Origin of the sequence: Spirosoma soli, from assembly GCF_042684525.1 — a bacterium.
Taxonomy (GTDB): Bacteria; Bacteroidota; Bacteroidia; order Cytophagales; family Spirosomataceae; genus Spirosoma; species Spirosoma soli.
The window spans coordinates 355,624-381,731 of the sequence record NZ_JBHULN010000005.1 but is presented as its reverse complement, the minus strand read 5'-3'; the positions used below and the strand labels follow the sequence as shown (position 1 = coordinate 381,731).

General features: G+C 50.0%; 19 protein-coding genes and 1 pseudogene. 11 read left to right on the top strand and 9 right to left on the bottom strand.

What is annotated here, in order from left to right:
- Window positions 1–38 precede the first annotated feature (38 nt).
- From ACFSUS_RS11135 to ACFSUS_RS11125, 3 genes are all read left to right on the top strand, one after another.
- Window positions 39–1,433 (top strand): bifunctional UDP-3-O-[3-hydroxymyristoyl] N-acetylglucosamine deacetylase/3-hydroxyacyl-ACP dehydratase, encoded by a 1,395-nt coding sequence (locus ACFSUS_RS11135; RefSeq protein ID WP_381522491.1) that lies wholly within the window; start codon window positions 39–41, stop codon window positions 1,431–1,433.
- A 94-nt stretch (window positions 1,434–1,527) separates the two neighbouring features.
- Window positions 1,528–2,322, top strand: a complete 795-nt coding sequence (gene lpxA / locus ACFSUS_RS11130) for an acyl-ACP--UDP-N-acetylglucosamine O-acyltransferase (RefSeq protein WP_381522489.1) — start codon at window positions 1,528–1,530, stop codon at window positions 2,320–2,322.
- Between the two features lie 16 nt (window positions 2,323–2,338).
- Complete coding sequence (locus tag ACFSUS_RS11125) at window positions 2,339–2,959, top strand: ABC transporter ATP-binding protein (protein WP_381522487.1); 621 nt, start codon at window positions 2,339–2,341, stop codon at window positions 2,957–2,959.
- Window positions 2,960–3,072: 113 nt separating this feature from the next.
- Here the strand turns inward: ACFSUS_RS11125 and ACFSUS_RS11120 are convergent, their stop codons facing one another.
- The 4 genes and pseudogenes from ACFSUS_RS11120 to ACFSUS_RS11105 all read right to left on the bottom strand — a co-directional run bounded on the left by ACFSUS_RS11120 (window position 3,073) and on the right by ACFSUS_RS11105 (window position 7,167).
- The gene (locus ACFSUS_RS11120; protein WP_381522485.1) at window positions 3,073–3,759 is read right to left on the bottom strand and encodes a class I SAM-dependent methyltransferase; all 687 of its coding nucleotides are present in this window, start codon (window positions 3,757–3,759) and stop codon (window positions 3,073–3,075) included.
- Window positions 3,760–3,915: 156 nt separating this feature from the next.
- Window positions 3,916–4,500, bottom strand: a complete 585-nt coding sequence (locus ACFSUS_RS11115) for a DUF308 domain-containing protein (RefSeq protein WP_381522483.1) — start codon at window positions 4,498–4,500, stop codon at window positions 3,916–3,918.
- 256 nt (window positions 4,501–4,756) lie between these two features.
- A pseudogene (locus tag ACFSUS_RS11110) lies at window positions 4,757–5,508 on the bottom strand (IS5 family transposase).
- Window positions 5,509–5,583: 75 nt separating this feature from the next.
- Complete coding sequence (locus tag ACFSUS_RS11105; protein WP_381522481.1) at window positions 5,584–7,167, bottom strand: CehA/McbA family metallohydrolase; 1,584 nt, start codon at window positions 7,165–7,167, stop codon at window positions 5,584–5,586.
- 175 nt (window positions 7,168–7,342) lie between these two features.
- Here ACFSUS_RS11105 and ACFSUS_RS11100 point away from each other — a divergent pair, with 175 nt between their 5' ends.
- The 3 genes from ACFSUS_RS11100 to ACFSUS_RS11090 all read left to right on the top strand — a co-directional run bounded on the left by ACFSUS_RS11100 (window position 7,343) and on the right by ACFSUS_RS11090 (window position 9,675).
- Window positions 7,343–8,095 carry an SDR family NAD(P)-dependent oxidoreductase gene (locus tag ACFSUS_RS11100; protein WP_381522479.1) on the top strand — a complete coding sequence of 251 codons (753 nt, stop codon included), beginning with the start codon at window positions 7,343–7,345 and terminating at the stop codon, window positions 8,093–8,095.
- A 152-nt stretch (window positions 8,096–8,247) separates the two neighbouring features.
- Window positions 8,248–8,643, top strand: coding sequence for a hypothetical protein (locus ACFSUS_RS11095; protein ID WP_381522477.1), 396 nt, complete (start codon window positions 8,248–8,250; stop codon window positions 8,641–8,643).
- Between the two features lie 402 nt (window positions 8,644–9,045).
- Window positions 9,046–9,675 carry a hypothetical protein gene (locus ACFSUS_RS11090; RefSeq protein ID WP_381522475.1) on the top strand — a complete coding sequence of 210 codons (630 nt, stop codon included), beginning with the start codon at window positions 9,046–9,048 and terminating at the stop codon, window positions 9,673–9,675.
- A gap of 451 nt (window positions 9,676–10,126) precedes the next feature.
- On the opposite strand, the gene ACFSUS_RS11085 is transcribed toward ACFSUS_RS11090, so the two are convergent.
- The 3 genes from ACFSUS_RS11085 to ACFSUS_RS11075 are packed head-to-tail and all read right to left on the bottom strand — an operon-like array spanning window position 10,127 to window position 13,660.
- The gene (locus ACFSUS_RS11085; RefSeq protein WP_381522473.1) at window positions 10,127–10,327 is read right to left on the bottom strand and encodes a hypothetical protein; all 201 of its coding nucleotides are present in this window, start codon (window positions 10,325–10,327) and stop codon (window positions 10,127–10,129) included.
- 58 nt (window positions 10,328–10,385) lie between these two features.
- Entirely contained in the window at window positions 10,386–12,911 is a 2,526-nt protein-coding gene (locus ACFSUS_RS11080) for an ABC transporter permease (protein ID WP_381522471.1), read from the bottom strand.
- A gap of 47 nt (window positions 12,912–12,958) precedes the next feature.
- Entirely contained in the window at window positions 12,959–13,660 is a 702-nt protein-coding gene (locus ACFSUS_RS11075) for an ABC transporter ATP-binding protein (protein WP_381522468.1), read from the bottom strand.
- Window positions 13,661–13,789: 129 nt separating this feature from the next.
- Between ACFSUS_RS11075 and ACFSUS_RS11070 the strand changes: the two genes are divergently transcribed.
- Complete coding sequence (locus ACFSUS_RS11070; RefSeq protein ID WP_381522466.1) at window positions 13,790–14,518, top strand: arylesterase; 729 nt, start codon at window positions 13,790–13,792, stop codon at window positions 14,516–14,518.
- Between the two features lie 98 nt (window positions 14,519–14,616).
- Here the strand turns inward: ACFSUS_RS11070 and tamL are convergent, their stop codons facing one another.
- Window positions 14,617–17,034: a translocation and assembly module lipoprotein TamL gene (gene tamL / locus ACFSUS_RS11065; protein ID WP_381522464.1), complete on the bottom strand. Its 2,418-nt coding sequence runs from the start codon at window positions 17,032–17,034 to the stop codon at window positions 14,617–14,619.
- 2 nt (window positions 17,035–17,036) lie between these two features.
- On the bottom strand, window positions 17,037–22,127 hold the full coding sequence (locus ACFSUS_RS11060; protein WP_381522463.1) for a translocation/assembly module TamB domain-containing protein: 5,091 nt from the start codon (window positions 22,125–22,127) through the stop codon (window positions 17,037–17,039).
- 538 nt (window positions 22,128–22,665) lie between these two features.
- On the opposite strand from ACFSUS_RS11060, the gene ACFSUS_RS11055 reads away from it, so the two are divergent.
- From ACFSUS_RS11055 to ACFSUS_RS11040, 4 genes are all read left to right on the top strand, one after another.
- Window positions 22,666–23,481, top strand: a complete 816-nt coding sequence (locus tag ACFSUS_RS11055) for a formylglycine-generating enzyme family protein (protein WP_381522461.1) — start codon at window positions 22,666–22,668, stop codon at window positions 23,479–23,481.
- A 20-nt stretch (window positions 23,482–23,501) separates the two neighbouring features.
- Window positions 23,502–24,290, top strand: a complete 789-nt coding sequence (locus ACFSUS_RS11050) for a hypothetical protein (RefSeq protein WP_381522459.1) — start codon at window positions 23,502–23,504, stop codon at window positions 24,288–24,290.
- Between the two features lie 15 nt (window positions 24,291–24,305).
- Complete coding sequence (locus ACFSUS_RS11045; protein WP_381522457.1) at window positions 24,306–25,451, top strand: caspase family protein; 1,146 nt, start codon at window positions 24,306–24,308, stop codon at window positions 25,449–25,451.
- A 61-nt stretch (window positions 25,452–25,512) separates the two neighbouring features.
- Window positions 25,513–25,842, top strand: a complete 330-nt coding sequence (locus ACFSUS_RS11040; RefSeq protein ID WP_381522455.1) for a hypothetical protein — start codon at window positions 25,513–25,515, stop codon at window positions 25,840–25,842.
- The last annotated feature ends 266 nt before the right edge of the window (window positions 25,843–26,108 follow it).

Below are 26,108 nucleotides of genomic sequence, written 5' to 3'. Positions count from 1 at the left end.
GTACACTGTAAATCGCGCCGGCGACCCGGTGAAATCGAATGAATACGAAACAACAGACGATTCAAAAAGCCGTCTCAGTATCGGGAGTAGGTTTGCATACGGGCGTCTCGGCAACGATGACGTTCTTGCCTGCACCAACGAACCACGGCTATAAATTTCAGCGTATTGACCTGCCTGGCCAACCCGTTGTCGACGCTGACGTCGACAACGTAGTAGACTTATCGCGTGGAACGACCATTGAGCAAAGTGGCGCGCGGATTCACACCGTTGAGCACACGTTGGCTGCGCTGGTTGGTTTGCAATTAGATAATATTCTGATTCAGTTGGATGGACCAGAACCTCCGATTATGGATGGTTCGTCGATTCAGTTTATCGACGCTTTGCGCGACGCAGGAATTGAGGAACAGAATGCCACCCGCAACTATTTCGAGGTTAGTGAATACGTTCACTATCGCAATGCGGAGAAAGACATTGAGTTAGCAGCCCTGCCGCTGAATGATTATCGCCTGACGGTGATGGTCGACTATAATTCGCGGGTAATCAGCAGCCAGCACGCCTACCTGAACGACATCAGTCAATTTCCTGAACAGATTGCCAATTGCCGTACGTTCGTGTTTCTGCACGAGCTCGAAGCATTGTTCAAACAGAACCTGATTAAAGGGGGCGATCTGACAAATGCAATCGTTATTGTGGACCGGGAGGTCAACGATGGCGAACTCGATTATTTAGCGGACCTGTTGCACAAGCCAAAAGTAAGCGTTAACAAGCAGGAGGGCATCTTAAATAACATTCAGCTACATTACCCTAACGAAATGGCGCGCCATAAGCTGCTGGACGTAGTGGGTGATCTGGCGCTGATTGGCCGACCCATTAAGGCGCAAATCTTAGCCGCCCGGCCGGGCCATGCCGCTAACGTAGCGTTTGCCAAAAAAATCAAGAAACTAATCCAGAAAAACGCGGCTAACCAGGTGCCACAGTACGATCCGAAGCAGCCGCCCGTACTCGACGTTAATCAGATTGCGAATTTATTACCGCACCGTTATCCATTCCAGATGATTGACAAAATCATTGCGCTGGATGAAAATAGCGTGGTCGGTATTAAAAACGTGACTATGAACGAGCCTTTCTTTCCGGGGCACTTTCCGGGCAATCCGGTTATGCCAGGCGTTATGCAGCTGGAAGCGATGGCCCAAACGGGTGGTATTCTGGTGCTTAGTACGGTGCCTGATCCAGAAAATTACTGGCCGTTTCTGGTCGGTATCGAGAATTGCCGATTTCGGCGCAACGTACTACCCGGCGATACCGTAATCTTTAAATGTGAATTTACATCACCCATGAAACGGGGCATCGTTAAGATGCAGGGCCGGGGTTATGTCGGTAATCAGTTGGTGTGCGAGGCCGATATGATTGCCAGTCTGGTTAAGAAAAAATAGTCATTTAGTGTCATTTCTTGTCATTCGGTTGTCATTCATTCGTGCAACACGTGACCATTAATGACGGCAAATGACCATCAATGACAAGAAAGTAATGATTCAACCATTAGCCTATATTCACCCCGAAGCAAAAATTGCGCAGAACGTGGTGATTGAGCCGTTTGCCATCATCCACAAAGACGTTGAAGTCGCTGAGGGGACATGGATAGGTTCCCATGCCGTCATCAATGAAGGTGCCCGGATCGGACGTAACGTCAAAATATACCCCGGTGCTGTTATTTCATCGACGCCCCAGGATTTGAAGTTCAAGAATGAGTATACACGGACGTTTATCGGCGACAATACGACCATTCGGGAATACGCAACCATCAGCCGGGGCACCGAAGAGCATTGGAAAACCGAGATAGGTAGCGACTGTCTTGTTATGGCCTATGCGCACATTGCACACGACTGCCGCATCGGTAATCATTGCATTATTATCAACAACGTACAAATGGCTGGGCACGTCCATATGGGCGACTGGGCCATTATTGGTGGTTCGAGCTCAGTACACCAGTGGGTGAAAATTGGCGCGCATGCCATGATTTCAGGTGGATCGCTGGTGCGCAAAGACGTACCACCTTTTACAAAAGCCGCTCGTGAGCCGCTGTCCTACACGGGTATCAACTCCATTGGACTTCGTCGGCGCGGGTATGATAGTGACAAGATTAACCAGATTCAGGAAATCTACCGCTACGTGTACATGCGGGGCCTGAACAACGCCGATGCGCTGACGCAGATCGAGCTCGAATTACCACCCTCCGACGAACGCGACGAGATTGTGAACTTCATTCGTGCTTCTGAGCGCGGCATTATGAAGGGACCATCATCCAACGGCGATAGAGAGTAAGCTTATTTTGAGTACAATGCTGACCATCACCGCCGAGCAATTAGGCAAAAAGTACCGAAAGGAATGGATTTTTCGGCGGGTGGACCTGACCCTCAATGCTGGAACGAGTTATACCTTCGTGGGACCTAATGGCAGTGGAAAATCAACTCTGCTGCAACTACTGGCGGGTAGTTTGCTAACGACCGAAGGAAAACTTAGTTACGTATTTAATGGTAGCCTACTAGAGCCAGACGATTGGTTTCGACACATTAGTATTGCCGCGCCCTATCTTGAGTTAGTTGAAGAACTCACCCTGGATGAGTTGCTTACCTTTCACCAGACGTTTAAGCCATTTAAGGCAGGATTGACGACTGCCGATGTTGCCGACCGATTGCTGTTAACCCACGCCCGGCATAAGGAAATCAAATACTTTTCGTCGGGTATGAAGCAGCGGGTTAAGCTCGGGCTGGCCTTCTTTGCCAACGCGCCGATCGTTATTCTCGACGAGCCCACCTCCAACCTCGACCGGCAAGGCGCGGCCTGGTACCATGAGCAGGTCCGGCAATTGGACGAGAATCAACTTTTACTCATCGGCTCAAACGTTCCCGAAGAATATGATTTCTGCCCAAACGTGATCGACGTTACCCAGTGGAAGTAAGTATTTTCTAAACACAGAGGAAACAGAGTTGGGCACAGAGACTATACACTCTATAATTTCTGTGCCCAACTCTGTTTCCTCTGTGTTTGAATATGACCTGAGTAGGTCGGCAATTAGAATGCCTGTACCAGCTCTTCCGCATCAACGTGCATTGGTGAGTCGTACAACTTTCGCATAATGAAGCCGTGCTCAATCAGAAACTCCAGGTTGAATTTCCGCACCATGCCATGATTAGGTAACGACGGGCTTTCTATATGGTCGATCACGTAGTTCGGAAAGTAGTTGCTTACTTCGTCGGGTGTGATGCTAAACGGGGGCGTCGGCATCGTTGGCGCGTATTCCAGCGTGTTCAGGAATGTAAGCGCACCTACAGGCGTTAGCCGCTCCAACGTTTGCAGGTAACGCATACGCATGGGATAAGGCAACGCCACTAATGAGGCCCGGTCGTAAACAATGTCTATCGAGCCGATATCTTCAGGTGTCAACGTAAAGAAGTCGCAGCACAAAATGGTGATGTTACCCGACTCAAAACGCCTGCCCCGTTGGGTATAGGTTAATTTATTTTCTTCAAAGAATTGAATGACGGCCTTCTCCACAAACTCAACGCCTACTACCCGCTGCGCGAAGTGGCTGAAATAGAGCATATCAAGCGTTTTACCGCAGAGAGGAACGAACACCGACTTTCCTTCCAGCTCGAAAGGAGGCAAGTGCTTGAGAATGTACGGGTGGATGTCTTTACGGTGAAAACTGGTGTAGTGTCCTTCTAACTCCCAAGAGTTGAACCAGAATGCTTTTTCCATGACAAATACGTAGAGGGTTTGAGTTGTTTTTGGTGGCACAAATTTCCTTCACAGTTTGTCAGGCTTTTAGCGCGAATTCCCGGCTTTTGCAAAACGCGTAGTAATCCGTGATGGATGCCGGAAAATCACGGATGGCTAAACTGGGATGACTCTCGTCTAAGCTGAATTGGAGTCCTGACCATAGTTTTCCGCGTCCCGCTGCAATCGGCGGGTGTTAAACACTAGAAGGATACCCATCGCAACGATAGCTAAACCGGCATAACGATACGAGCTCGCATCCAGAGGTTGTCCAATCACAAGATAGGCTATGGCACCGCCTAGTAATAGCGTTAAAAAGCTAAGAACGCCAAGCGTTAAATCGTTGGCCGCTCGGCTGGACGATTGAAATCCCAGAAACAAAAACATCGTCTCGACAAGGCTGAGAGTACCAACTAAAACGCCCCAGGCTCCTAAAAAAAGGGAAATGTCATCGAAGGGGGTGGTGTGATATACCAGGAAAGCTAAACCAATTAAGGTGTCCAGAATTCCGTTCACTAAAAACCAGGTGTTGGTTCGACTGATCTGCCAAAAACGAATTGCTGACAAGCCCGATAAAACCAGACACAGGCCAAGTATTAGAACTAATGCGAGTGAGGATTTACTCCATAGAAAAAGTATTACTCCAGCGAGAATAAACAACCCCGCTCTCAGGTAGGATAGCCACCAAGGTTGAGGGGTTTGATGCGTATTTGCAGGGTTCATAAATGTGCTGATTGAAGTTTCCTACTGATTAGAAGCTGAGTGAATCGTTATTGTCGATTACCAACGCTCAACGCCAACAGCCTGTTAAATCTGTTAATAGTAGCTTGTGTGGGCGTTGAGTACATTCAGGATGTACAATACCTATCCCTATAACGACTCAAACACAAACAACTCATAAATACCTCATCAGCAACTTTGTTTTGTACGTAGGGCGACTTTTTATTAAGTCGGTAGTATAACTAGGGCGCGTGGACAATTACAAGAGCAAAATCATGGCCGATGCTAAATAGACGAATCCCACAAAGCTAGTGGCCGTCTTTTCGTAACGGGTGGCTACCCGCCGGTACTGCTTAAGTTTGTTAAAATAACGCTCTACTTTGTTACGATCCTTATACAAATCCTCATCGATTCGTCGGGGATCAAGCCGACTCTTTTTCGCAGGTATGACCACTTCGACGTTTGCCTGCTGCAAGGCATCAACCAACGAATTGGCGTCATAGCCCCGGTCGGCTAACACCGCATCGGTTTGATAGTCCATTAACAAAGCCTCGGCCTGAGTGACATCAGCCCGCTCACCTACCGTCACAATGATGCGCAACGGATTACCCAAGGCATCAACGGTAGCGTGAATCTTCGTGCTCCAGCCACCCACCGATTGGCCTAAACACTCACTGGCGGGATCGCTTTTTTTTGCCCGGCTGCGTGTTGATGCGCCCGCACGACTGTCGAATCGATCATCAGCCAGTCCAAGTCAGGCTCCTGTAAGGCCTCGAAAACGGTTTGCCAGACGCCTGTCTTGGCCCACCGCCGGAATCGGCGGTAGACTGAGTTCCAAGGGCCGAAGCGTTCAGGCAAATCACGCCAGGGAGCGCCACTGCGAGCGATCCACAGGACAGCATTGATAAACAAGCGGTTATCCGTCGCCGATCGTCCTACATCACCGACTTTGCCGGGTAGTAAGTGAGCCACTCGTTGCCATTGTTGGTCAGTAATCTCATAGCGTCGCATTCAGCAAAGTTGCAAAACCACCTCACTTTTACCTAATTGTCCACGCGCCCTAGTTTAGTGCGTCAAGCCCTACATTTACCGTAGCTTTTGCCGTAATTCGGCAATGATTCGGCGCGTTTCAGCAATGCGGCTTTTCAAACCTTCCTGATACTTCCAGGCTTGCTCTTCAATGTTTGGGTGAGCGCCTTCAAAAGTTCCTTCTATTTCACGTAAGTATTGTTCGCTTAGATCCAGGTATCGGCTGGCTGTAGCAGGATTGTAAAAGCCTCCGCCTTCTACTGTTACGTAAACAGGTGTAGTATGTGCTGCCTGACCCGGCCCGGCCGAGCATCGGGCCGCAATCCACTGCCCTTTTTTTACCGATGGAAGGGATAAGCTAAGTGACAGATGATTGGCAGACTGACCTGCCTCGTGCGCCGTTACCCGACCGATTACTTGACCGTGGCTAACCAGCTCAAGCGTATCGAGCGGAACCTGTTGGGTATTGCCGTACGCATGGACTGTAATGCTGACCGCGCTACCCCGTTTAACGTCAACGACATCGCCGGGTAGGGCATCGTTCACCCGTAAATAGAGTGTCGGGCCGCTCGACACAAAAGTATGCCCCGCCTGAATAGCCGAACGCCAGGCCGAATAACTAAATGGTTTGCGGGAGGTTGCGTTACCGACGTAGGCATAAAACCGGGCGTTGCCAATTTGAGCGGTCCGTTCTGGTGGTCCGTGGCCGTGGTCCTGACCGCACCATGGAAAGTCGGAGCCGGCCGTGGCCGTAAGTGGAAAGCCCAAATCTAAAAAGTGGTAATAATGTTCGGTATGTAAGGGATTGCCGTCGACGCAGAACTGAAGCAGCTCAAAGGCATCCACTTTGCCCCGAAGGCCATCAAGGGTTAAGCCACGGTAGCCATGAAAGGTTTCGGCCTGATGCGCATAACCGGTTAAACCGCCTAACTCATGCACCTTGTCGAAAATCTCATCGAAAAAGTAATACCGATCCCGCCTGCGGACACGATCGGCGGCTCCCAGCGCGAAAACATGACCTAGCTCCGATGTCCGGGGATCTTCCTGGCCGCTCGTGAGCAGATAGTTTCCTTCCTGATAGACGCCTTTCTGACCGTAGGCATACTGCGGAAAATACGTTTCCCAGAAATCGCCCATGCGTAACAAAACGCCCGCGTGGACGTCTTCAGCCTTTAACCACGTCATGATGTAGGGATTCTCGCGCGGGGAGCGCCGAAGGTGAATGTGCCCATCAGTCGAATACCAGCCTTTGGCAGCCATGTCGATCCAGCGTTTCAAGCGATACGTTCGCTGCACCGGTTTCCCGGCCGTGACCACCAGCGTGTGTTGCTGTTTAAGATACTCATTGCCTTTAGAAAGTGACAGCTGATACATACCCGGCGGTAAGGACATATGAAAGCGACCTGCAACGTAGAACGAGCTGTCGGGTTGAAAAGCGTAGCCGTCTTCGTGGTCCCATAGGCCATACATAACGGCGGCTGCTTCAAGAGGAATCTGTTTAACGGGGCGGCCGTTTTGCGTGAGTCGCACACGTACGGGCGTGGGTTTGCCGCTAGATTCATCAAGAATGTTTATGGTAATTTTACTCGTTGGCCGGCCATTGACTGTCTCAATCGCGGAGATACCTATAAGGCCAACCATCAGCAATAAAGCGGGTTGGAGTAACGGTAGGTAACCAGTAACTACTGCCCATTTTCGTACATTATTACACACCAGATCCGACGTTGTTAGGGATTAATAAGTTAATAAAAAACCTTTTACGATTAAAACATAACCATTCCAGACCTGCCAGGTTTTGTTACAAACGTACAACCTTATGGAACATTCACTGGCTGGTAAAACGGCTCTTGTTACCGGCGCTGCTTCTGGAATTGGTAAGGCTATCGCTCTTCTCTATGCCCAACATGGTGCCAACGTACTTGTGTCGGATATCGACGCCGAAAAGGGGCAGGTAGTGGTTGAACAGATTAAAGGAATGGATGTTCAATCGCATTTTGTGCTGGCCGATGTTGGTGACCCGGCCGAATGCCAACGCCTGGTTCATGATGTTGTCAACCGCTATGGCCGGCTCGACATTGCCTGCAACAATGCGGGCATTGGTGGCGAACTAAACACCGTTGCCGACTATAGCCTGGAAGGCTGGCAAAAGATTATCAACATCAACCTGAACAGCGTTTTCTACTGCCTGAAGTACCAGCTTGCCCAGATGGTAAAGCAGGGGCATGGGGCTATTGTGAACATGGCTTCGATTTTGGGACAGGTAGGAACGCCGAACTCGCCGGGTTACGTAGCGGCTAAACATGCGGTGGTCGGCTTGACACAAACAGCCGCGCTTGAGAATGCATCGAAAGGCATTCGCATTAACGCGGTTGGCCCTGCTTATATTGATACGCCCCTGTTAACGGCACTTCCCTACGAAGCCCGTCAGCAGCTAATCAACTTACACCCAATCGGGCGGCTCGGTAAGGCCGAAGAAGTGGCCGAACTGGTACTCTGGTTATCGTCGGATAAGGCGTCGTTCGTGACCGGTTCTTATTATCCCATTGACGGAGGCTATCTGGCGCAGTAAAAGCTATGCAGGAAGCAGTAATCGGTAACAATCTTAGCCTTTGAGTTACCAGGTGGCTTGGTAGATCAAACTAGTTCATTCTTTGTCTGGACGTCTCTCAGCTATTTTGGGCACTCTTAGCATATAGCCGACTCATACAACATATATTAACCATGAAAAAGTTAATTGCAGCTGTGATCATCACTTGTTTAATAAGCGCAGGAGGTAAGGCTCAGGTAGTGGCTCCAGCGAAGATTAATTTGTTGAATATGATATCAGGAACGTTTTACGAGATCAGAACGAGCACGGACGAGAAAAAGCCTATACAAGTTAAATCACGTACTTGGGTAGTGATACAAACCATTGGTGATAGCTTAAGCTTCATCATTGATAATAAGCCTTACTTTCTTCATTTCGACTCCGGTAAACAGTACTATTTTGTAATTGAGGGTGGCTACAATTCTCGCCCTGTAATCACGGAAAAATCAAAACGAGAGTTTATTATGACTGCCAATATAAATTCAGTAAAAGGACCAGAGGAGGCTATTGTCTCTAAGGTTAACAATTGACTTATTTCTTGAAGCGCTGTATTACATTAGAATAATTTCATGAAAATTACATAATTAATAAACTTAACCTGAGGAGTTTGTACAGACAAAAACCGTCCTGGTGGATGGCTAACAAAGCAAGGAATCTACAAGGTCCTGTAGTTCTGACCGCTTTACAACAGCTGATTGTAGGCTACTCCGTAGCTTCTGTTCCCTGCAACATACCTCTCATGTGTACCGTCCTATCGTCCTATGGAAATTAGTAATGAAATTACACTAGCCGTGTGCTTTTTTATAAGCAGGTCATTCGGCAAGGAGTAAGTAGTGGTTTTAAGCAACGGATTTAGATCATGTCTATATGTAAACGATAAATGTTCAGCAATAGCGTGAAAAAATATATACCAACGTTTTACTTTAGCTTTAATGAAAGCAATACTATACTGCCTTTGGTTGATTGTTGTAGTCAATGCGGCTCAAGCCCAAACTGGTTTGGATTCAGTAGCTGTCCGTAGAAACATTGTCAAGATTAACCCATTAAGTTTACTGGGAGCCGATGCATCGGTCTTTTACGAACGCGGCCTGACCAAGCGACTCGCCATCGTCGTCGGGTTAGGTTTCGGCCAGGAAACGTACACTTACAAGTACGAAGCTAACGTGCCGTCACCGGGCCAGTTTCAGTATGAACGGCTTACGATTGAGTCACGCTACTATCTCACGCGACGCCATCATGCACCACTTGGAGTTTATGTAGGCCTTTACAGTCGCTTAGCCCGGTTAACGATTGATGATTATCAATTAGACAGCGAAGGCGAGTTGGTCCGCGACCCGAATAACTTGCCCATCCAGGAGAAACGACAATTATACGTATTGATGCCCGGTGCATTAGCGGGCATCCAGACTCCCATCGGTCGGCGCTTTACGTTAGAGACCTTCCTTGGATTTCATTACCAGGTACCGACCCAACGCCCAGCTTTAGAACACATCGTACCCGAAGCGATGAGTGGCGAACGGCTGTTGCCTCGTTTTGGCCTCACGTTTGGATACCTATTCTGATGAGAACTATTATCCAATGCGTCTAGGAAAAGTAACTTTGACGAAGATTAGATAATATCATTCTTTCTCGTAGCTACTTCTTTCAACTTGTTGTGTTCAGTCAAATGTCTCTATCAAAATATATCAATCTTGCAAAGATTGTAAAACTATTAATCTCAAACTGATAAATTATACAAGCAAGAAAACCATCTAGTACTTGAGCAATTTAAACCTATAAGGTTTTAAAACCTTATAGGTTTGATAGTCAGGAGATTATTATTTGATCAGCTATAAAATTTAAATTGGTAAAGCACTAGTTTAATGTAAACGTCTAGTGAGATGGTTGATTAAATCGTCTTCATAAAAATGGCGGTATTCACAGCGATAACCCGCACGTTGAGCCACCAACTGACGAATCTTGGCAGAAAGCGCTTTCCTCACGAAGCCAGCAGTATTCGTGCGCGTGCTTCAGTTAGGCTAATAAATAAGTCGAGCGCCAAAATTGTTCCAGCTCTGTTATTTCTTCGGGTGTAATTAGCTCATTTTTCTTACGGGAGATGAGCTGTTCGACCCGTGCCGACATGGCTTGTGGAGCTTTCAATGTAATGATTTTATCAGGAACTAACTGAGCAAGACTGCTGGCCACATCTTCAAATGCTTCTGCAACACGCATAGTTTACCGATTTATATACCTCAAAGAAAGTCATTAATCAGGTGAGACGCACCCCTTTTTATACTTCGCTACGCAACACGTCCAGCGGTGGCCTGACGAGTACCTCGCGGCTGTTGAAAACGCCAATTACTACGGTTAGCACCGTAACAACGGCTGAAATGACAACTAACGGCAAGAAATCGGGGCGGTAAGGGACTTCAAAAACGAACTGGGCCAGGGCCCACGTTCCGGCTAGCGACAGTAGAATGCCGGACAGGGCCGCCAACAGCCCCAACAAACCGTATTCAAGCGCGGTGATGCGTAGAATCTGGTTGCGGCTGGCACCAAGGGTGCGTAAGAGAACACTCTCGCGCAGACGCTGGTATTTGCTGATAACGACCGAACTGGCCAGTACCAATAAACCGGTTAAGATGCTGAACAGCGCCATAAAGCGAATGACAAACGAAATCTGGCCAAGTATCTCATCCACCGTTTTCAGAATCAGGCCGAGATCAATGGCCGATACGTTCGGGAAGCGGCTCACAAGACCACGCTGAAGCACCGCCGACGTTTGGTTGTCGGGCACCCGGGTCATCAAAACGTGAAATTGAGGAGCCTGTTCCAGTACGCCACTTGGAAACACAAGCAGAAAATTGGTTTGAACGCGGTTCCAGTCGACCTCGCGAGTGCCACCAACAATTACTGGAATGGGAGCGCCCTGCACGTTGAAGTTAAGCGTATCACCAAGTTTGAGATGTAATCGGTCGAGGAAGCCCTGTTCAATGGACACATACACATTGCCGTTGGCCTGATAGGGGCCTTTGCCTGAAGCCAGCTTCTCCGACGAAATCAACGAATCGCGATACGTAACGCGGTACTCACGAGTGAAAGCCCAGTTTGGAATCTTCGCCGACGTATCTTTTCGGATGGCGTCTCCCGTGCGCCCGTTGATGTCATTCAAGCGCATGGTCACAACGGGGACTTCCTGCAAAATCGGTAGCTTCTGCTGATTGACTAATGAACGAACTCCGGCAAGCTGCTCGTTCTGAATGTCGAACAAGACCATATTTGGCTGCTTGCCGCTGGCTGACAGCTCCACCCGGCCGAGGAGTAACCCTTGGGTCAGGTATAACGTAGCAATCAGGAAAGCGCCCAAACCAATGGCGGTTACCAGAATGAGGGTTTGGTTATTGGGTCGGTATAAGTTGGCCAGGCTTTGCCGCCAGACGTAACTCCAGGACGCCGGAAAGAAACGGCGTACCAGCCAGATCAGGCCCAGACCCAAGGCGGTCAGAATGCCGAATGCCAAGGCTAATCCGCCCGTAAACCCAAAGGCGAGCGTCAGGTTTCGGGTTTGTAAGTAGGCAAAGCCAATAATGAACCCAACAACGAGCAGATAAACCAACCACCGAAATGGATCACGACCGCTCAGATCAGCTTCGTAGGAGGTGCGGAGGGTTCGCAAAGGCGATACGTTCCGAATGGCCAGTAGGGGGAGTAAGGCGAATAAAACCGAAATAAGCAGGCCCGTCCCGATGCCGCTTAAAATGGCTGGTGCCGACAAGGTCGTTTGTACCGTAACGGGTAAGAAATTGCCAAACACCTGTGGCAAGACAAGCTGAACTACTGACCCGACCAAAGCACCAATGGTGGCACCAATCAGACCCATAAGCGCGGTTTGAAGCAGATAAATAAGTAACGCCTGGCGTCCGCTAGCCCCCAGTGTACGCAAAATAGCTACCGAAGCTACTTTCTCTTTGACGTATAACTGAACCGCGCTGGCCACCCCTACGCAGCCGAGTAGTAAAGCGACAAACGCCACCAGGCTTAAGTACTTGGTCAGGTCGCCAAACGAGCGGCCCGTCTGGCGTTTGCGTTCGGCGATGGTATCGGAGTTTACGCCATCTTTATCCAGTCTGGCTGCAATGGTTTTAAGGTACTTGTCAACGTCCGTGCCGGGGGCGAATTGATAGTAGTATTTGTAGTTAACCCGGCTGCCTCGCTGCAGTAGTCCCGTGTTCGCTAAAAATTGGTTAGGAATGAATACTGTCGGGGCAACCGTGGCGGCAATGGCGGCTTGACCGGGAGTTTTAGTCACCCGACCGGCAATCAGGAACGAGAGATTACCCACCTTAACGGAGTCGCCGGGTTGCGCATTCAGCTGAACAAGCAGGGCATCGTCAACCAAGGCTACGCGGCTGCTGGCCTGCCGAAAGGTTTGAATAGCCGACGCTGGCTGGACTTCCCAGGTGCCGTAATAGGGAAAACGGCCTTCCAATCCTTTTACCTGCGCTAAGCGAACGCCCCCGGTTTTCGGAATTGAGACTAACGACGCAAACGATACTTCATAAGCACGATCGCGCCCGATTGTCTTGAGGAGTTGCTGCGTTTTGCGCGAAGGAGCGCGATTCCAGGAGAGCGTCAAATCGGCGCCGAGTAGTTCGCGGGCCTGATCGTCGATGCTACGGGCGAGGTTGTCGCCGAAGGAGTTAATCGCCACCAGAGCTGCTATGCCCAGCACAATAGCCGACATAAACAGCAGTAGGCGCTGTCGGCTCCGGCGGCTGTCGCGCCAGGCCATTTTGAAAAGCCAGGAGAAGTTCATAGAGAGTGAGATAGTGAAAGAGTGAATGAGCGAATGAGTGGAGTTGATCACTCTTTCACTATCTCACTCTTTCGCTCTTTGGAATCCGATACAACCGTACCGCCTTTGATACGAATAATGCGTTGAGTTCGGGAGGCCAATTCCAGATCGTGCGTGACCAGAACAAGGGTCGTACCAGCCTCGCGGTTCAGTTCGAATAGTAAGTCAACTACAGTCGCGCTGGTGTCGGCGTCAAGGTTTCCGGTGGGCTCATCGGCGAAAAGCAGCCTGGGCCGGTTCGCGAATGCCCGAGCGAGCGAAACACGCTGTTGTTCACCACCCGATAGTTGAGTAGGGTAGTGGTGCCCCCGCTGGCCTAAGCCAACCCGATCGAGTAGTTCCTGCGCCGTTTTCTGAGCGCCTTTCTCACCACGTAGCTCCAGCGGAACCATTACGTTTTCGAGGGCGGTAAGTGTAGGCAGTAGCTGGAAGTTTTGAAAGATAAAGCCAACGTACTGGTTTCGGATGGCAGCCCGTTGGTCTTCGTTGAGCGTATCCAAACGAATGTCATTTAGATAAACGCTACCCGACGACGCCCGGTCTAAGCCAGCACATAAGCCCAGGAGTGTCGTTTTACCACTACCCGATGGGCCCACAATGGAAAACGTATCGCCGGGTTCGAGCGTGAAGTTAACGCTATGTAGAACGGTCAGGTCACGGCCACCGCTGGCGTATGTTTTGGTCAGATTCTCGACGCGTAAGATGCTCATGAAACGTTTGTTTTAAACACAGAACGGACAGAGTTTTTCACAAAGAGCACCAAGTTTTGGCTTTTCTTTGTGTTCTCGGTGGAAAACTTTGTTTACTCTGCGTTTATATCACAAACTGACACAAAAACAATGAAGTTCTCAAGAATAAGGCAAACGTCGTATTCCGTGATAAGCGGCCTCCTGTTGCTCTTAACGGTCTGCAGCTGCGGCTCCTCCGACTCAAAGACTAACTCTACATCGACAGCTACGGATAATCAGGCAACGTCGGCCGAGTCTCGTTCGGCTGCGACGGCCAAGAAGCCGGTCATCCTATTTTACGGAAATAGCCTCACCGCTGGTTATGGTGTCGAACCGTCTCAAGCGTTTCCGGCCTTAGTTGGACAGAAGATCGATTCCGCTGGGTTGAATTACCAGGTTATTAATGCTGGCCTCAGTGGAGAAACCACCGCCGGGGGCAGAAGTCGGATCAGCTGGGTAATGCGCCAGCCGGTTGCTGTGTTCGTGCTGGAACTAGGTGGTAACGATGGGTTACGGGGTCTTCCGCTCAAGGCTACCCGCGAAAACCTGCAAGCCATCATGGATACGGTTCGTCGGAAGAGTCCCGAAGCGACCATTGTGCTGGCGGGTATGCAGATTCCGCCAAACCTGGGTACTACGTACACGCGGGAGTTTCGGGAGTTGTTCAAAGAGCTTGCCGATAAAAATAAGGCGGTGCTGATTCCATTCCTGCTCGAGGGTGTCGGTGGTATCCCGAGGCTGAACCAGCCGGATGGTATTCACCCGACGCCTGCTGGCCATAAAATTGTGGCGAACACGGTCTGGGGAGTTTTGCAGCCTGTGCTGAAAAAAGGAGTTTAAACACAGAGGGAACGGAGGTTTCACAGAGAACACGGAGAAGTAAAAAACTCTGTACTCTCCGTGCCTTCCTCCGTTTACTCTGTGTTTAAACCTTTCCCTTAAAATGGATAACCGACCCCGATGTTGAATACCAGATTCTGCTTACGCCAATCGCGGTTCTCGAAGTCAATTTGGTCAATGACCCACTCGCTACCGTTCGTTTTGTACGGTTTCCGGAGGGGCGTTGCCAAATCAAGACGTATTAAGAAATACGATAGGTCAATGCGGATACCAATCCCGGTGCCAATAGCGATTTGTTTATAGAATTCGGGAGTGAATTTAGATGCACTGGCATCTTCAGAGAACTGGGCTGCATTGTAGTACGTCCATACATTACCTGCATCGACGAAGACAGCTCCTTCTATATACTTGTTGAATTTTGCTCGTAATTCTGTATTGGCCTCAAGTCGAATGTCTCCTCCGCCCTCTTGAAAAGGAGCTATGTTACGAAGAGTGTCACGCGTGAACAAACCAGGTCCAATAGCCCTTGGCCGAAAAGCACGAATACTGTTACTCCCCCCAACGAAATACTGCTTAGTAAATGGTAGTTGGAACCCATTTGAATTACCGTACGGAATACCTAAACCTCCAAACACGCGGTTGGCCCATGTCAAATTTGCCCCTAAACGACGATATAAGCGCCCATCTACGTCAAAGCGAAGGTACTGCGCGTAGGGAACGTTGAATACACCGTTTCGATCATCATTAGGAATGGGCTTACGAAAAACCAAGCTAGCCAAATTTCCAGCCGCTTCAGCATTGAATGTTAAACGATACGTCGTTGGAGATTGAGAACGGGTTGGTGAATTATAAGCAAACGTATATAATGTACTGAGGATAAGTTGACCAGATGATAGAATGGCATTGTATTGATCCTTTATAATCTTCGGCACGGTATCACTCTCTAAAATCTCATAAAGCCGGTCCCCGGCGGGCAACGGCACATACACATAGTTTGCGTTGAACGGCTGAAACGTATGTTCAACCTGCTGGTTCTGCCGCCACGAATAGCCAAACGTTGTGTAGAATGAGTTGATGCGGTATAGCCCGCCACGGATAATGGTTTGATACCCGGCCGTTATGTTAGTTTTTGGTAAAGCCTGGCGCTGGTCGTACTTAAAGCTGACCGGGCTTACCAGCCGTGGAAAGCTCAGTGTTGCATCTAGGCCAAATCGGTAGTTCGTGGCTCGATCCTCAATTCCACCACCAATTTGAAATTCGATACCGGCGGTTGCATTTATGGTAAGCAGCTCGGCACGTCGGAGGGCATTACGGTCTCGCCAGCTGGCAATCAGCTGCGTACCGCTAAAGTTGTTAGAACGCGAGGTGCCATCTAACTCCAGGCGCATCGACTTGGCGGGGGCAGGCGTCAGAAAGTAGCTTACGTCCAGCACAGCTGAATCACCCTGCTCCGCCGGATCAAATCGGTTCCGGACAAATTTGAACGCCCCTACATTAGTGAGCCGCGACAGGGTTAAATCCTGCTGTCGACTATTGTAGCGGGCACCGGGCCGCACCGTTACCACATCGCGGAACAGCCTGGGATCGAAGCGTCGGGTTGAATCGACAATCCTGAACCGTTCGTCAGACTGATAAGCCAAACGCCGATTGGTATCAATCTGGGCGGTCGAGAGGTTATAGTTGGGATAGATAAATACGTTGCGAATGGAATAAGGAACGCCAGCCGCAGTAGGCATTGTCGGCTCAATCGCGAAATACAGGGTCGTTCGGTGGGTGGCCGTATCATTATCCGCCAACGTAATCAGGTAACTCGGTATAAAATAAAAGAATCCCCGCTGTTTAATGGCTTGCCCAATCCGTTCCTGCTCCAGCTTGATATTATCGAGGCTGTAAGGACTTCCTTTCTTGATGATCGTTCGGCGGGCCGATGCGTTCAGTGCTTTGACCAACTCCTGAAGCTCAGGAATTGTATCTTTTTGGAAAGCTACCGAATCAATATAGAACCGAGTTTTCAGATCGACTTGATAAACCCCTCGTGCTTTATAGCCTTCTTCTTTTAACGACCCAGTAACCTGAGAGCCAAAGTACCCCTGGTTCTGCAACGTCGCTTCCCAGATCGGAATGTTCGACGAAATGGCTTTAGCGCTGGCCAACACGGGTTCCTGACCAAACTTACGTCGGAACCAGGCGCGGAAACCCTTTGGCTTTTTGGGTTCACCAAAGAGGTAGTAGAGACCGACCTTAAACGGATAACCGAATAACTGAGAGTTAGGCTTGGGCCGGGCCAGCTCTAACAGTTGGGTCTGAACGGCCGACTGATCGCTTTTAGAGACCGTTGAATCCGCGTTGATAACGACATCGATTCCTGTGTAAAGTCGCTCATTGGCGGGCAGGTGCTTGGCAATGTTGCAGGCATTGAGCGATAGCAGCGACAGGAAACAAAGCCACCGGATCTCTCGCTGTACATGAGAGATAGTTAAAGAACCGATGAGAGGTTTAAATACACGATCAATCATAATCAGTTTACCGTGGGCGTAGGCGTGGGGCTGGGTGATCGTTGGAATATGTCTGAGAACGTATTGTAATCCACTGTTATGACGAAGCCAACACCCGTTTCAATAATATAGCCGTCCAGAATGGCCTGGTAATCGTTACGGCGGTACGCCCGTAAGACGTAGCGGCCATCTCGGGTGACATTGTAGTTTGCCGATAAATTGTCGAATACCTGGTTGTTCGACGTAGCGGCACCAGCTGCGTTTTCGAGCACGAAGTTTTTACCCACCGACACGGTTACCCGTCCGGCCAGAAAACTACGTGATAAACCAACGTTCAAATCAGTTCTGGCTCCGTTGGTTGTGCCACCCGTGTTGGCGCTACCGGTTTGAGAAAGCAAGTTAAAGTCAACATCAAAGCCTTTGAGCACGCCCGAAGCTAGTCGCCCGAGCTGGTCAGAGATCAGTTTACTAACGCTGTTACGCGCCAGGTTTTCAGCCTGGTTGTTTAAACCGCCACTGTTGTTATTACCCGAGAAGAAATCAGACGTATTTTCGGGCAGGAACCGGTTCAGAATTAGCAATGCAAAGACCTGCTTGTTGATCTGTGACTGATCCTGACGAAGCGTTTTTAGCTTATTTTCGATTGTCGTGGCAAAAGCGTTTGAGGCAATACCACCCGAACTACCGTCTTCAGCTTCGGGGAGCCGAATGTCGAAGTCCAGCTTGGGTGCGGCCAGATTATTGCTAATAGTTAACGCTACCTCAAACGGTAATTTACGCTGAGCTGCCGAACCTGAAGCATCCGCGCTTGTCGTTTCATTGCCAATTAAGTCGGCGGGAGGAACCGATACCTTATAGATAGCGGTCATGTTAATGTCCGCCTTGAGCGGATCGCCGGTAAACTGGATGTAGCCACCCTTCTGAAGTTGAAACTGACGCTTCAAGACCTGATACGTCAGCGAGTACTCACCTTCCGTTACGTCGTAGCGGCCCAGCACCGTAATTTGCCCTGCCGCATTTACGCCTACGTTAAGTTGAGCGTTGCCCCGGGCCCGCAGGTAGTCGCCGTTTAGTTCGTCGACGACAATAGTAAGCTCCGACTTCTCATCCGCTTCGAGGTCGAGCGAAATGGTCGAGTTACTGAGTTCTTCAAAGGCCAGGCGTGGGGCCAGGCTGTCGCGTTTTGGACGGTATAAGTACTTCGCCAGTGCTAACGAGTCGCTGTGATTGACAAAAACCACCACGCCTTCTCCGGTATCGGCTCCTAACGATTCATCAGGCAGTACGATGGATATTTTACTTCCATCTTCGAGCTTGACTTTTCCATTAATGGACGCGTTAGAACCGGCTCCTTTAATGCGCAGATCAGCACTAATGGCGGCTTGGCCGTAGGCGTAATCGTTATCTTTTCGGGCGGCATTTAATACCTGGAACTCCTCGGCCCGAACGCGTAGATTATACGTGGCGTTAGGAAGATTTTTCAGGACAACTGTGCCATCAGTCGTGAGGGTTCGGCCGAGTGTATCGCGCACGTTGAAGTCATTCAGCGTTATCGTCTGACCCGCAAACGCCAGCTTTTCGTTATCGATGCGGTATGTGGCGTTTAATTGCTTAATGTTAAACGCCACGGAATCGAAGGCGACATTACCGTTTAATTTTGGATTGTCAATGGCACCAGCCACGCTGAATTCGCCAGTAAGTTTACCCCGGGCCTGCCGCAGTTCGCCGAAGCTAAAGGCTTCAATCGTGCGCGCATCTAATCTTTTGAGGCTGATGGCTAAGTCGAGCGCTTCTTTGGCATTTTCGGGGTTGTAGAAACCCGTTATTGTGGCATCGTTATAAGGACCGGCGAGGGACGTATTGACGTTGATACGCCCATCGGTATTATTTCGGAAACGGGCGGTCAGGTTACCAATCGGCTTACTCATTGCCTGAAGACTATCGACGTAAATGGACCCGATAAACGCCAGCTGACTATCTTCGGCCAGATAATCGCGTACGACAATGGTACCGTTGAGCTGCCCACTGGCCAGGGTTGTGTCCTGATTAGCCAGCCGGGCCAGATTCGCTAATTCAATGGCGCGGGTAGTAACCCGGATTGGAGCATTGCCATACGGTTCAGTACTCGTAATTTCCAGTGACTGCTGGTCCTGCTCAATCCGTATGTTATTTACCAGTACACCGTCTTTACCGTATTGCGCGAAGCCGGTCGTGTCGGTTTCCCACCGCTGATAGTTGGTAAGCAACCCATTTTTGGCAAACTGAAACCGGTAGCTGGAGTCGACAATGCTGAGTGTACCGGCTATGCCGTGCAGGTCCTGATTAACCGAGTCCTTGTTGATAACCGCAAACCGAAACTGATTATTAGCCGCCGTTCCGGTCAGATTCGTTTGCCGAACGGTGATACCGTCGTACAGAACACCATCAATGCGCCCATTGACATTCAGTTGATTGCCAACCCCACGTAATGTCACGCGGCTTCCCTGCAAAGTGGTGGTATCGTACACAACTACACCAGTACGGAGCGTCGCCGATAGGGTTGTATCCCTTGTATTGTCTAAGTACGCGTTCAAGCGAACCGTGTCCAAACTAGTCAGCGATGGTACGAAGGCCTGCAACAACGGATTCTGATACGCTTTCATGCCAACGGTGAAGGCGTAGGGGGGCGGAATTCGTTTGTAGGTTAAGGCCGGTATAGCAATGTACTTGCTGATTTCTCCGGCAATAATGTCGTACAACTGAGTGTATTCAAACTGACCATCGAGATTAACCCGAGCCCCCGGCACCTGCGCCACCACGGTCTTGTTGGTGCCGTTGGCCGCCAGTCGGGCATACAGCGAATCAATCGGATAGCTTTTACCGGATAACGTAACGACGGCGTCGCCCACAGAAACGGTTCCTACGGGTTTGGCCGGATCGGTCGACGCCATGTCCAGTAGGATACGTCCTTTGAGCGATAAGGGGTCATTGTAGAGTTTTAACGGCTGTAGATTCAGCTCGTTAATCACTGTCTGACCTTCTACACTCGGAAATTCTCCTTTCAGATTCGATCGAATGTCCAGCGATAGGTTCGCATTCGGATCTTTAAGGCCACCCGTCAAGGTCAGGTTACCATTGGTCAGGTTCCCTTCGGCATCGAGATTCTGGTATCGGTAGCCACTCAACTCGGCCGATTGCACGTTGAGATCAAAGCGCGTAGTGAGTGTGTTGACGTCAATGCCCCGACCATCGACGGTAGCCCGGCCGGTTAGTTTGCCAACGGTGCCCGTTTGCTTGAGCCATTTGCCGGCATCGAAGTTATCCAGGTCGAGCGTTCCTTTGTAGGTCTGGTTCTTCCCCGAAACAAAGCCAGCCAACCGACCATCAAAACTAGCGGTTCCCCAGTCGGTGTTCAGGTTGGCATCCAGAATAAGATCGTTCAGCTGACCCTTCAACTGCCCGGTTAGCCGCAGCGCTGGCGGCAGGGCAATTGATGGGGGAATAGACCCTTTCGGTGCTAGTTTGTTGATGTCGGCCAGCCGGGTTGTGCCTTCCTGAATGTCAATATCTACCCCCAGGCGCTCGGGGTCCGTTACGTTGGTCAGACGACCCTTCGCCCGAATTCGTGTGCCCGAAAGCATCGCAAATTCAAGTCGGGGCAGGTTCAGGGCGGCCAGCGTACCGGTTGCCTGCGCGTTGGCCGTGAAGACACCTCCACGGTTGCCCGCAAAGGGAGGGGTGTCGGCCAGGAAAGGGGCCAGTTGTAGCACATCGTCAACGGACAACCGGCTTTGGCGCAGATTGACATTAACGCTCACGCGCTTAGCAAATCGTGGATCACTCAGCTGGGCCAGGGAATCGTAACGCAGCACCAGCTGATCACGCAGGAGCGAGGTCGGGGTTTGCACGAATAGCCGAGTCACGCTGGTCGTTTTGTCGGTATATAGTACGTCGCCGTTCAGGCTCTGAAGCACAAACCCGCTCGTTGACCGGAACCGCCCATTGCGCAATTGACCGCTTATGAGCTGGCCCCGTGAACCCAGATCAGCATACGTTAAAAACCGGCCGTCAATGCCTAGGTTCTGCAAGTCAAGATGACCGTAGTCTAAGCCGCGCTTTTGCCGGGGAGCGGTTTCATCGTCAAAACGCAGCCGGTTGTCGGCGAAGCGGACATTGCTCAGTTTGGCCTGCCAGCCTGGGGTGGTCGTTGCGGTTGTTGCCGTGGGCTGGGTTGTTGTCGCTTTTCGGGTTGGTTTAGTCAGAACGGCGGCAATATCGGCATTGGCCAGATTAAGCGATCGAATGCCAATCTTTGAGCCGTTGAGGTAGAAATAATCCGTTTCCATCGCTAGTCGTCCGATGCTACCCTGCGTTTTAAAATCAGCAGTTTCAACCCGGACGTCCCACTTGGCGCGGTTTACCTGCCACTTCCCTAAACCAATATCGAGCGAATCGTTTGGGTCGCTGGGGGGGCTAGGGGGTGTAGGTAAACCTTCGTACAAACGGGTAAAGGCATTGAGGCCATCTATAGTAACGTCCGACAAATGATACCGTGACTTATCAACGTCAGTCTCTTTGAAGTTGGCTCGTAGGCTATCGAGAGAGGCATTAACATCCGCGCCGACCACATCATCGCGGTATTTAATACGCACATCTTTGAGGGTAATCCCTGTCAGATTAATCGCTAATGGAGTCGAGGCTGTGTCTGAGGGTTCAGGGGCGGTGCCTGTGTCAAATGCGTTTAAAATGTATTGGAAGTTAAAGGACGTATCAGGCAACGTACGGCTGATATTCAAACGAATGCGTTCCAGTTCGACCTGGTTAATAGCTACCCGGTTATTAAGTAATCCCCACATATCAAGGTCTACACGCATGCGGCCACCGTCGATGAGTGTATCGCCTTTGGGGGTTTTAAAGAACACGTCTTCGAGTTCAATCCAGTCTGGAATGGAATAACTGATGCGTCCAATCCGAAAGGGCGACTGAATTTTTTTTGCCAAATAACTATTGACCTGCTTTGTCACAAAGCCCTGCCCCCAGGGCGTAGTGGCCACAAGCACCACAAACCCCACCAGCAACAGCACGAGCGCAAGCAGACCAAACAGAACCCGAATTATCGACTTCGACACGGACATTCGTCGAGATAGTTGAACAAATTTTAAGACTGACTACGTCAGTTTAGTGCCACTTCGGAGCGACAAGCTTCCTGTTGATAACGAGTACAGGGGGAAATATGTTACTAGACGGCTCCAAAGCTAACGAATGGTCTCAAAGACATTGTCCCGTTTACTGAGAGAACAATCGCCAGACGATAAACTTGTCGGTATCCAGTAGCTCGTCTAGCCAAAAACATACCACAACCTGAAGTACACTTGTTGCCCTCGGCAATGCTGACTGCGACTAACTTAAATGAAGTGGTTAACGAGAGCCGATGAATGAATATATTTTTCATAATATGATCATAATGAGGTATTTACTCGGGAGCGTAGAATAACCGGTTACTCAAAGACGTTTACCGCTTGCTCAATATAATGCCGCTTTGATCGTATGCTGACGTCATTTTTACGCTATATTTTCTATGGAATAACAGGCTATATATGAACATGTTATCGTCAGTTGAAAGTGCTCTTGTTTGCTGAGGAAAGTACCTGAATCTTTAGTCCATTTACCAGTATGCGTACCACACTCTATACGTTTCTTACACTCATTCTGTTGCTGGCGGGCTGCTCTAAATGGGATGTAGCCGATAAAACAATTCGTGAGATAGTAACCCCTCCGCCCCCACCTCCTGTCACTCAGCTCCCCGACATAACCAATGCACCCCTGGTAGATTTGATAACTGTGCAGGGCGGTAAGTTCAAAATGGGGGGCGATGGCGACGTTGATGAGATGCCTATTCACGACGTTGAACTGAGCGGCTTTTACATTGGTAAATTCGAAATCACGGTTAAGCAATACAACGACTTCGTTACCGATACGAAGCGTGCCGCACCTGCCACTCCGCCCTGGGGGCTGATCAATGAGTACCCCGTAGTCAATGTCAGCTGGGACGATGCCAATGCTTACTGCCAGTGGCTAACTACCAAAGTGAATAATGGCAAGCGGTATCGCCTGCCAACTGAAGCCGAGTGGGAGTTTGCCGCTCGTGGGGGTACCAAAAGCCAGGGGTTTCTGTACGCGGGTAGCAATAACCTGGCCGCCGTGGCCCAGACAAACGTTTCGCAGCCGGGTAGCGGCATGGCAAAAGCCCCCAACGAACTGGGTATCTACAACATGAGTGGTAACGTCCATGAGCATTGTGCTGACCTATACGCCGTGAACTATTACAGTACACTGACGGGAACGGCTATTAACCCGACTGGGCCCACCAGAGGTACCGCCCGGGTGGCCAGAGGTGGTTCTTATAAATCGAACTTTTGCCGCGTGGCCGACCGAAGTTTTGCCACCCCGCCCAACGAAACTGGCTTTCGAGTTGTGCGTGAACCCTGATCTGTCCTTTCTTATTACTTATGAAAAAGCACCATCACATAATCCTTAGCTGCGTTACTGTCCTGCTGCATCTATCGGGTCGGGTAGAAGCACAGACATCGGCCACTAACGTCCGGCTACGTACTGATCCAACCGTGCGCAAGGTCATTATTGAGTATGAACTGCCGCAGGTATCACCCGGCGATTCGATTTACATCGAGCTTGAAACCGCTTCAGGGCGTATCGTCCGGCCCACGAGCGTGAACGGCGACGTAGGATCAGGGCTCAAACCGGGTAAGAGCAAATTAATTGCCTGGGATGTTGTGCGTGATAACGTCCGGCTCAACGAAGATGTAAAGGTATTACTGCGGGTAGCTCGTATGGTGACAACTACGGACCCAGCCACCGTAGCGGCTGCGGACAAAAGCACGTCGGCAGTTTCGCCGGCCGTAAAATCCAGCGTCGACCGCGTTGCCGAGCCGGGGACGGTTGTACGTAAAAAATCGATAATCCCGATCATCGGCTGGGTAGCCACGGCCGGATTAGCGGGTTATGCCACTACGATCGCCTTAGGCTTGAACAAAGACGTAGACGAGTATAATAGCAAAGAATTTGCCGACAACGAAGCCGATCTGCAACGTTTTAATGACCTAAAAGCTAAGATTGATAAGAACAAAAGCACCTTTACCGTGGTGGCAGGTGCGGCCGCCCTGGTGGCCGTAGCTAATGTGGTTTATATGGTTGTCCGAAAGCCAAAGCCCGCCCGAACGTCCTTGCTGATTCAGTCAGGCCGTCAGATTACCAGCATTGGACTAAGCCGCACCTTCTAACCCGCTCCGTGGATCATGAAAACGCCTATACTCTTTACTGCTGCCTGCTTGCTGGTCGGAGCCGTATTTGCCCAGCCTGCCCCAAAGCAAGTGACTACCTTCCAAAGCCCGATGACGCGGCTCAATACAACCCCCTTCTTCCCCAATGTACCTGCGACAACGGTAGCCTCGCGTATTGACTGGACAAGCGATATGGAAGCCGACCAGACTGTGTCGGCCCCTACATTTATTGCTAAAGCCTGCATCACGTCGGCCAAACCTGTTGCTCGTTACACGCTCTTCCTGAATGATAAATTACAATCAGGTACTCGTGACCTGAAAGTAGATCAGGACAAAGAGTGTCCGCAGACATTCAGCCAGACGGTGCAACTAATCGAGGGTGGAAACAAGCTGAAGTTGGTAGCCTATCTGACGGGAGGAGGGGAGATAACTTCATCACTAGAAGTAAACTACAAGAAGCCGCCCGTGCTGGTGCTCGAAAAGCGGTTAGCGTTGGTAATTGGGAACGCCGATTACCCAAGCGCAAACAAGTTGAGTAACCCTGTCAATGATGCTAATGATATGGCGGCTGCGTTAAAAAAATTAGGCTTCGAGGTCATGCAGTACACCAATCTGGATAACCGGGCTATGCGTGTAGCCATTAACAATTTTGGCGACAAACTACGTGACTATCAGGTGGGGTTGTTTTATTACGCCGGACACGGTGTCCAAAGTAAAGGGCGTAATTACCTCGTGCCGCTGGACGCTAAGCCGGAGAGTGACAACGAGATAGAATATGATTGCTTACCTGCCGATCGTATTCTGACTAAGATGGAAGACGCCCGTACGCGTACTAACATTGTGGTGCTTGATGCCTGTCGCGATGCTCCTTTTGAGCGCAAGTGGAGCCGGGGCGGGGGCGATAACGGCTTAGCCACGATGGATGCCCCCATTGGCTCGGTCATTGCCTATGCCACTTCGCCCGGAAAAACGGCCGCCGACGGCAACGGCCGCAATGGTCTTTACACGGCTGCTTTATTGAAAGCTTTACAGACGCCCAATCAGACAATCATTCAACTTTTTCAGCAGGTGCGGGCGGAAGTATTGAAGCAATCGAACAACAAGCAGGTACCCTGGGAATCGACCTCACTGACAGGAGACTTTTATTTCCAACGCAAATAGATACGCAGTACAAGTGACCACAGCTAACCTCGTCCTGGTGATTACGCTTGCTGGTCTATCCATGGGATGTTCTACATGGAATATTGACCCTAAAGAGGTCGAAGCCTCCAATGTATTTTCAAAAGGCCAAGTCACGATTGCAGAGAACGGGTTTTACGATCTCGATGGCGGAAAGACCATTAGTGCTGCGGGTGATTTTAAATGGAACGTAACTGAAAGCAACAATCTCCTCTTTGTGCCAGCCAGTGGAACTAGATATAGCCTGACCACGGTGCTCAGTCTATCAGCAATCTCTTTTGAAGAGTTGACTGTCCTGACGTTTTCGGCAAGACAGTTCGAGATTGGCTTACCGGCTTGTGATCCGAATGCCAACGGGAGTTTGCTTATGTGACAAACGAAGGCCGGTACGGCGTGTTTCATGTCGGTAGTTACAACTTTACTGGCCGGACGGTAACGCTGAGCTGGATTACGTATAGTAAGTAAGAAGATAATAAAAACACAGTTTTCTTAATCTATTTATAGGACATAAAAACGGCAGGTAACCCATATTACAAGATTCAATATAGCAACGGGTAAATCACCCTTTTTGGTGGTAAAATAAGGGGCATATTCTCGTCAAAATACCGTATTCACGGTATTGCCTACACCCAGTGCTAC

Excerpts from the sequence above, each read along its gene's own strand:
- ACFSUS_RS11135 (WP_381522491.1), top strand. The coding sequence starts at position 39 with ATGAATACGAAACAACAGACGATTCAAAAAGCCGTCTCAGTATCGGGA.
- lpxA (WP_381522489.1), top strand. The coding sequence starts at position 1,528 with ATGATTCAACCATTAGCCTATATTCACCCCGAAGCAAAAATTGCGCAG.
- ACFSUS_RS11125 (WP_381522487.1), top strand. The coding sequence starts at position 2,339 with ATGCTGACCATCACCGCCGAGCAATTAGGCAAAAAGTACCGAAAGGAA.
- ACFSUS_RS11120 (WP_381522485.1), bottom strand. The coding sequence starts at position 3,759 with ATGGAAAAAGCATTCTGGTTCAACTCTTGGGAGTTAGAAGGACACTAC.
- ACFSUS_RS11115 (WP_381522483.1), bottom strand. The coding sequence starts at position 4,500 with ATGAACCCTGCAAATACGCATCAAACCCCTCAACCTTGGTGGCTATCC.
- ACFSUS_RS11105 (WP_381522481.1), bottom strand. The coding sequence starts at position 7,167 with ATGGTTGGCCTTATAGGTATCTCCGCGATTGAGACAGTCAATGGCCGG.
- ACFSUS_RS11100 (WP_381522479.1), top strand. The coding sequence starts at position 7,343 with ATGGAACATTCACTGGCTGGTAAAACGGCTCTTGTTACCGGCGCTGCT.
- ACFSUS_RS11095 (WP_381522477.1), top strand. The coding sequence starts at position 8,248 with ATGAAAAAGTTAATTGCAGCTGTGATCATCACTTGTTTAATAAGCGCA.
- ACFSUS_RS11090 (WP_381522475.1), top strand. The coding sequence starts at position 9,046 with ATGAAAGCAATACTATACTGCCTTTGGTTGATTGTTGTAGTCAATGCG.
- ACFSUS_RS11085 (WP_381522473.1), bottom strand. The coding sequence starts at position 10,327 with ATGCGTGTTGCAGAAGCATTTGAAGATGTGGCCAGCAGTCTTGCTCAG.
- ACFSUS_RS11080 (WP_381522471.1), bottom strand. The coding sequence starts at position 12,911 with ATGAACTTCTCCTGGCTTTTCAAAATGGCCTGGCGCGACAGCCGCCGG.
- ACFSUS_RS11075 (WP_381522468.1), bottom strand. The coding sequence starts at position 13,660 with ATGAGCATCTTACGCGTCGAGAATCTGACCAAAACATACGCCAGCGGT.
- ACFSUS_RS11070 (WP_381522466.1), top strand. The coding sequence starts at position 13,790 with ATGAAGTTCTCAAGAATAAGGCAAACGTCGTATTCCGTGATAAGCGGC.
- tamL (WP_381522464.1), bottom strand. The coding sequence starts at position 17,034 with ATGATTGATCGTGTATTTAAACCTCTCATCGGTTCTTTAACTATCTCT.
- ACFSUS_RS11060 (WP_381522463.1), bottom strand. The coding sequence starts at position 22,127 with ATGTCCGTGTCGAAGTCGATAATTCGGGTTCTGTTTGGTCTGCTTGCG.
- ACFSUS_RS11055 (WP_381522461.1), top strand. The coding sequence starts at position 22,666 with ATGCGTACCACACTCTATACGTTTCTTACACTCATTCTGTTGCTGGCG.
- ACFSUS_RS11050 (WP_381522459.1), top strand. The coding sequence starts at position 23,502 with ATGAAAAAGCACCATCACATAATCCTTAGCTGCGTTACTGTCCTGCTG.
- ACFSUS_RS11045 (WP_381522457.1), top strand. The coding sequence starts at position 24,306 with ATGAAAACGCCTATACTCTTTACTGCTGCCTGCTTGCTGGTCGGAGCC.
- ACFSUS_RS11040 (WP_381522455.1), top strand. The coding sequence starts at position 25,513 with ATGGGATGTTCTACATGGAATATTGACCCTAAAGAGGTCGAAGCCTCC.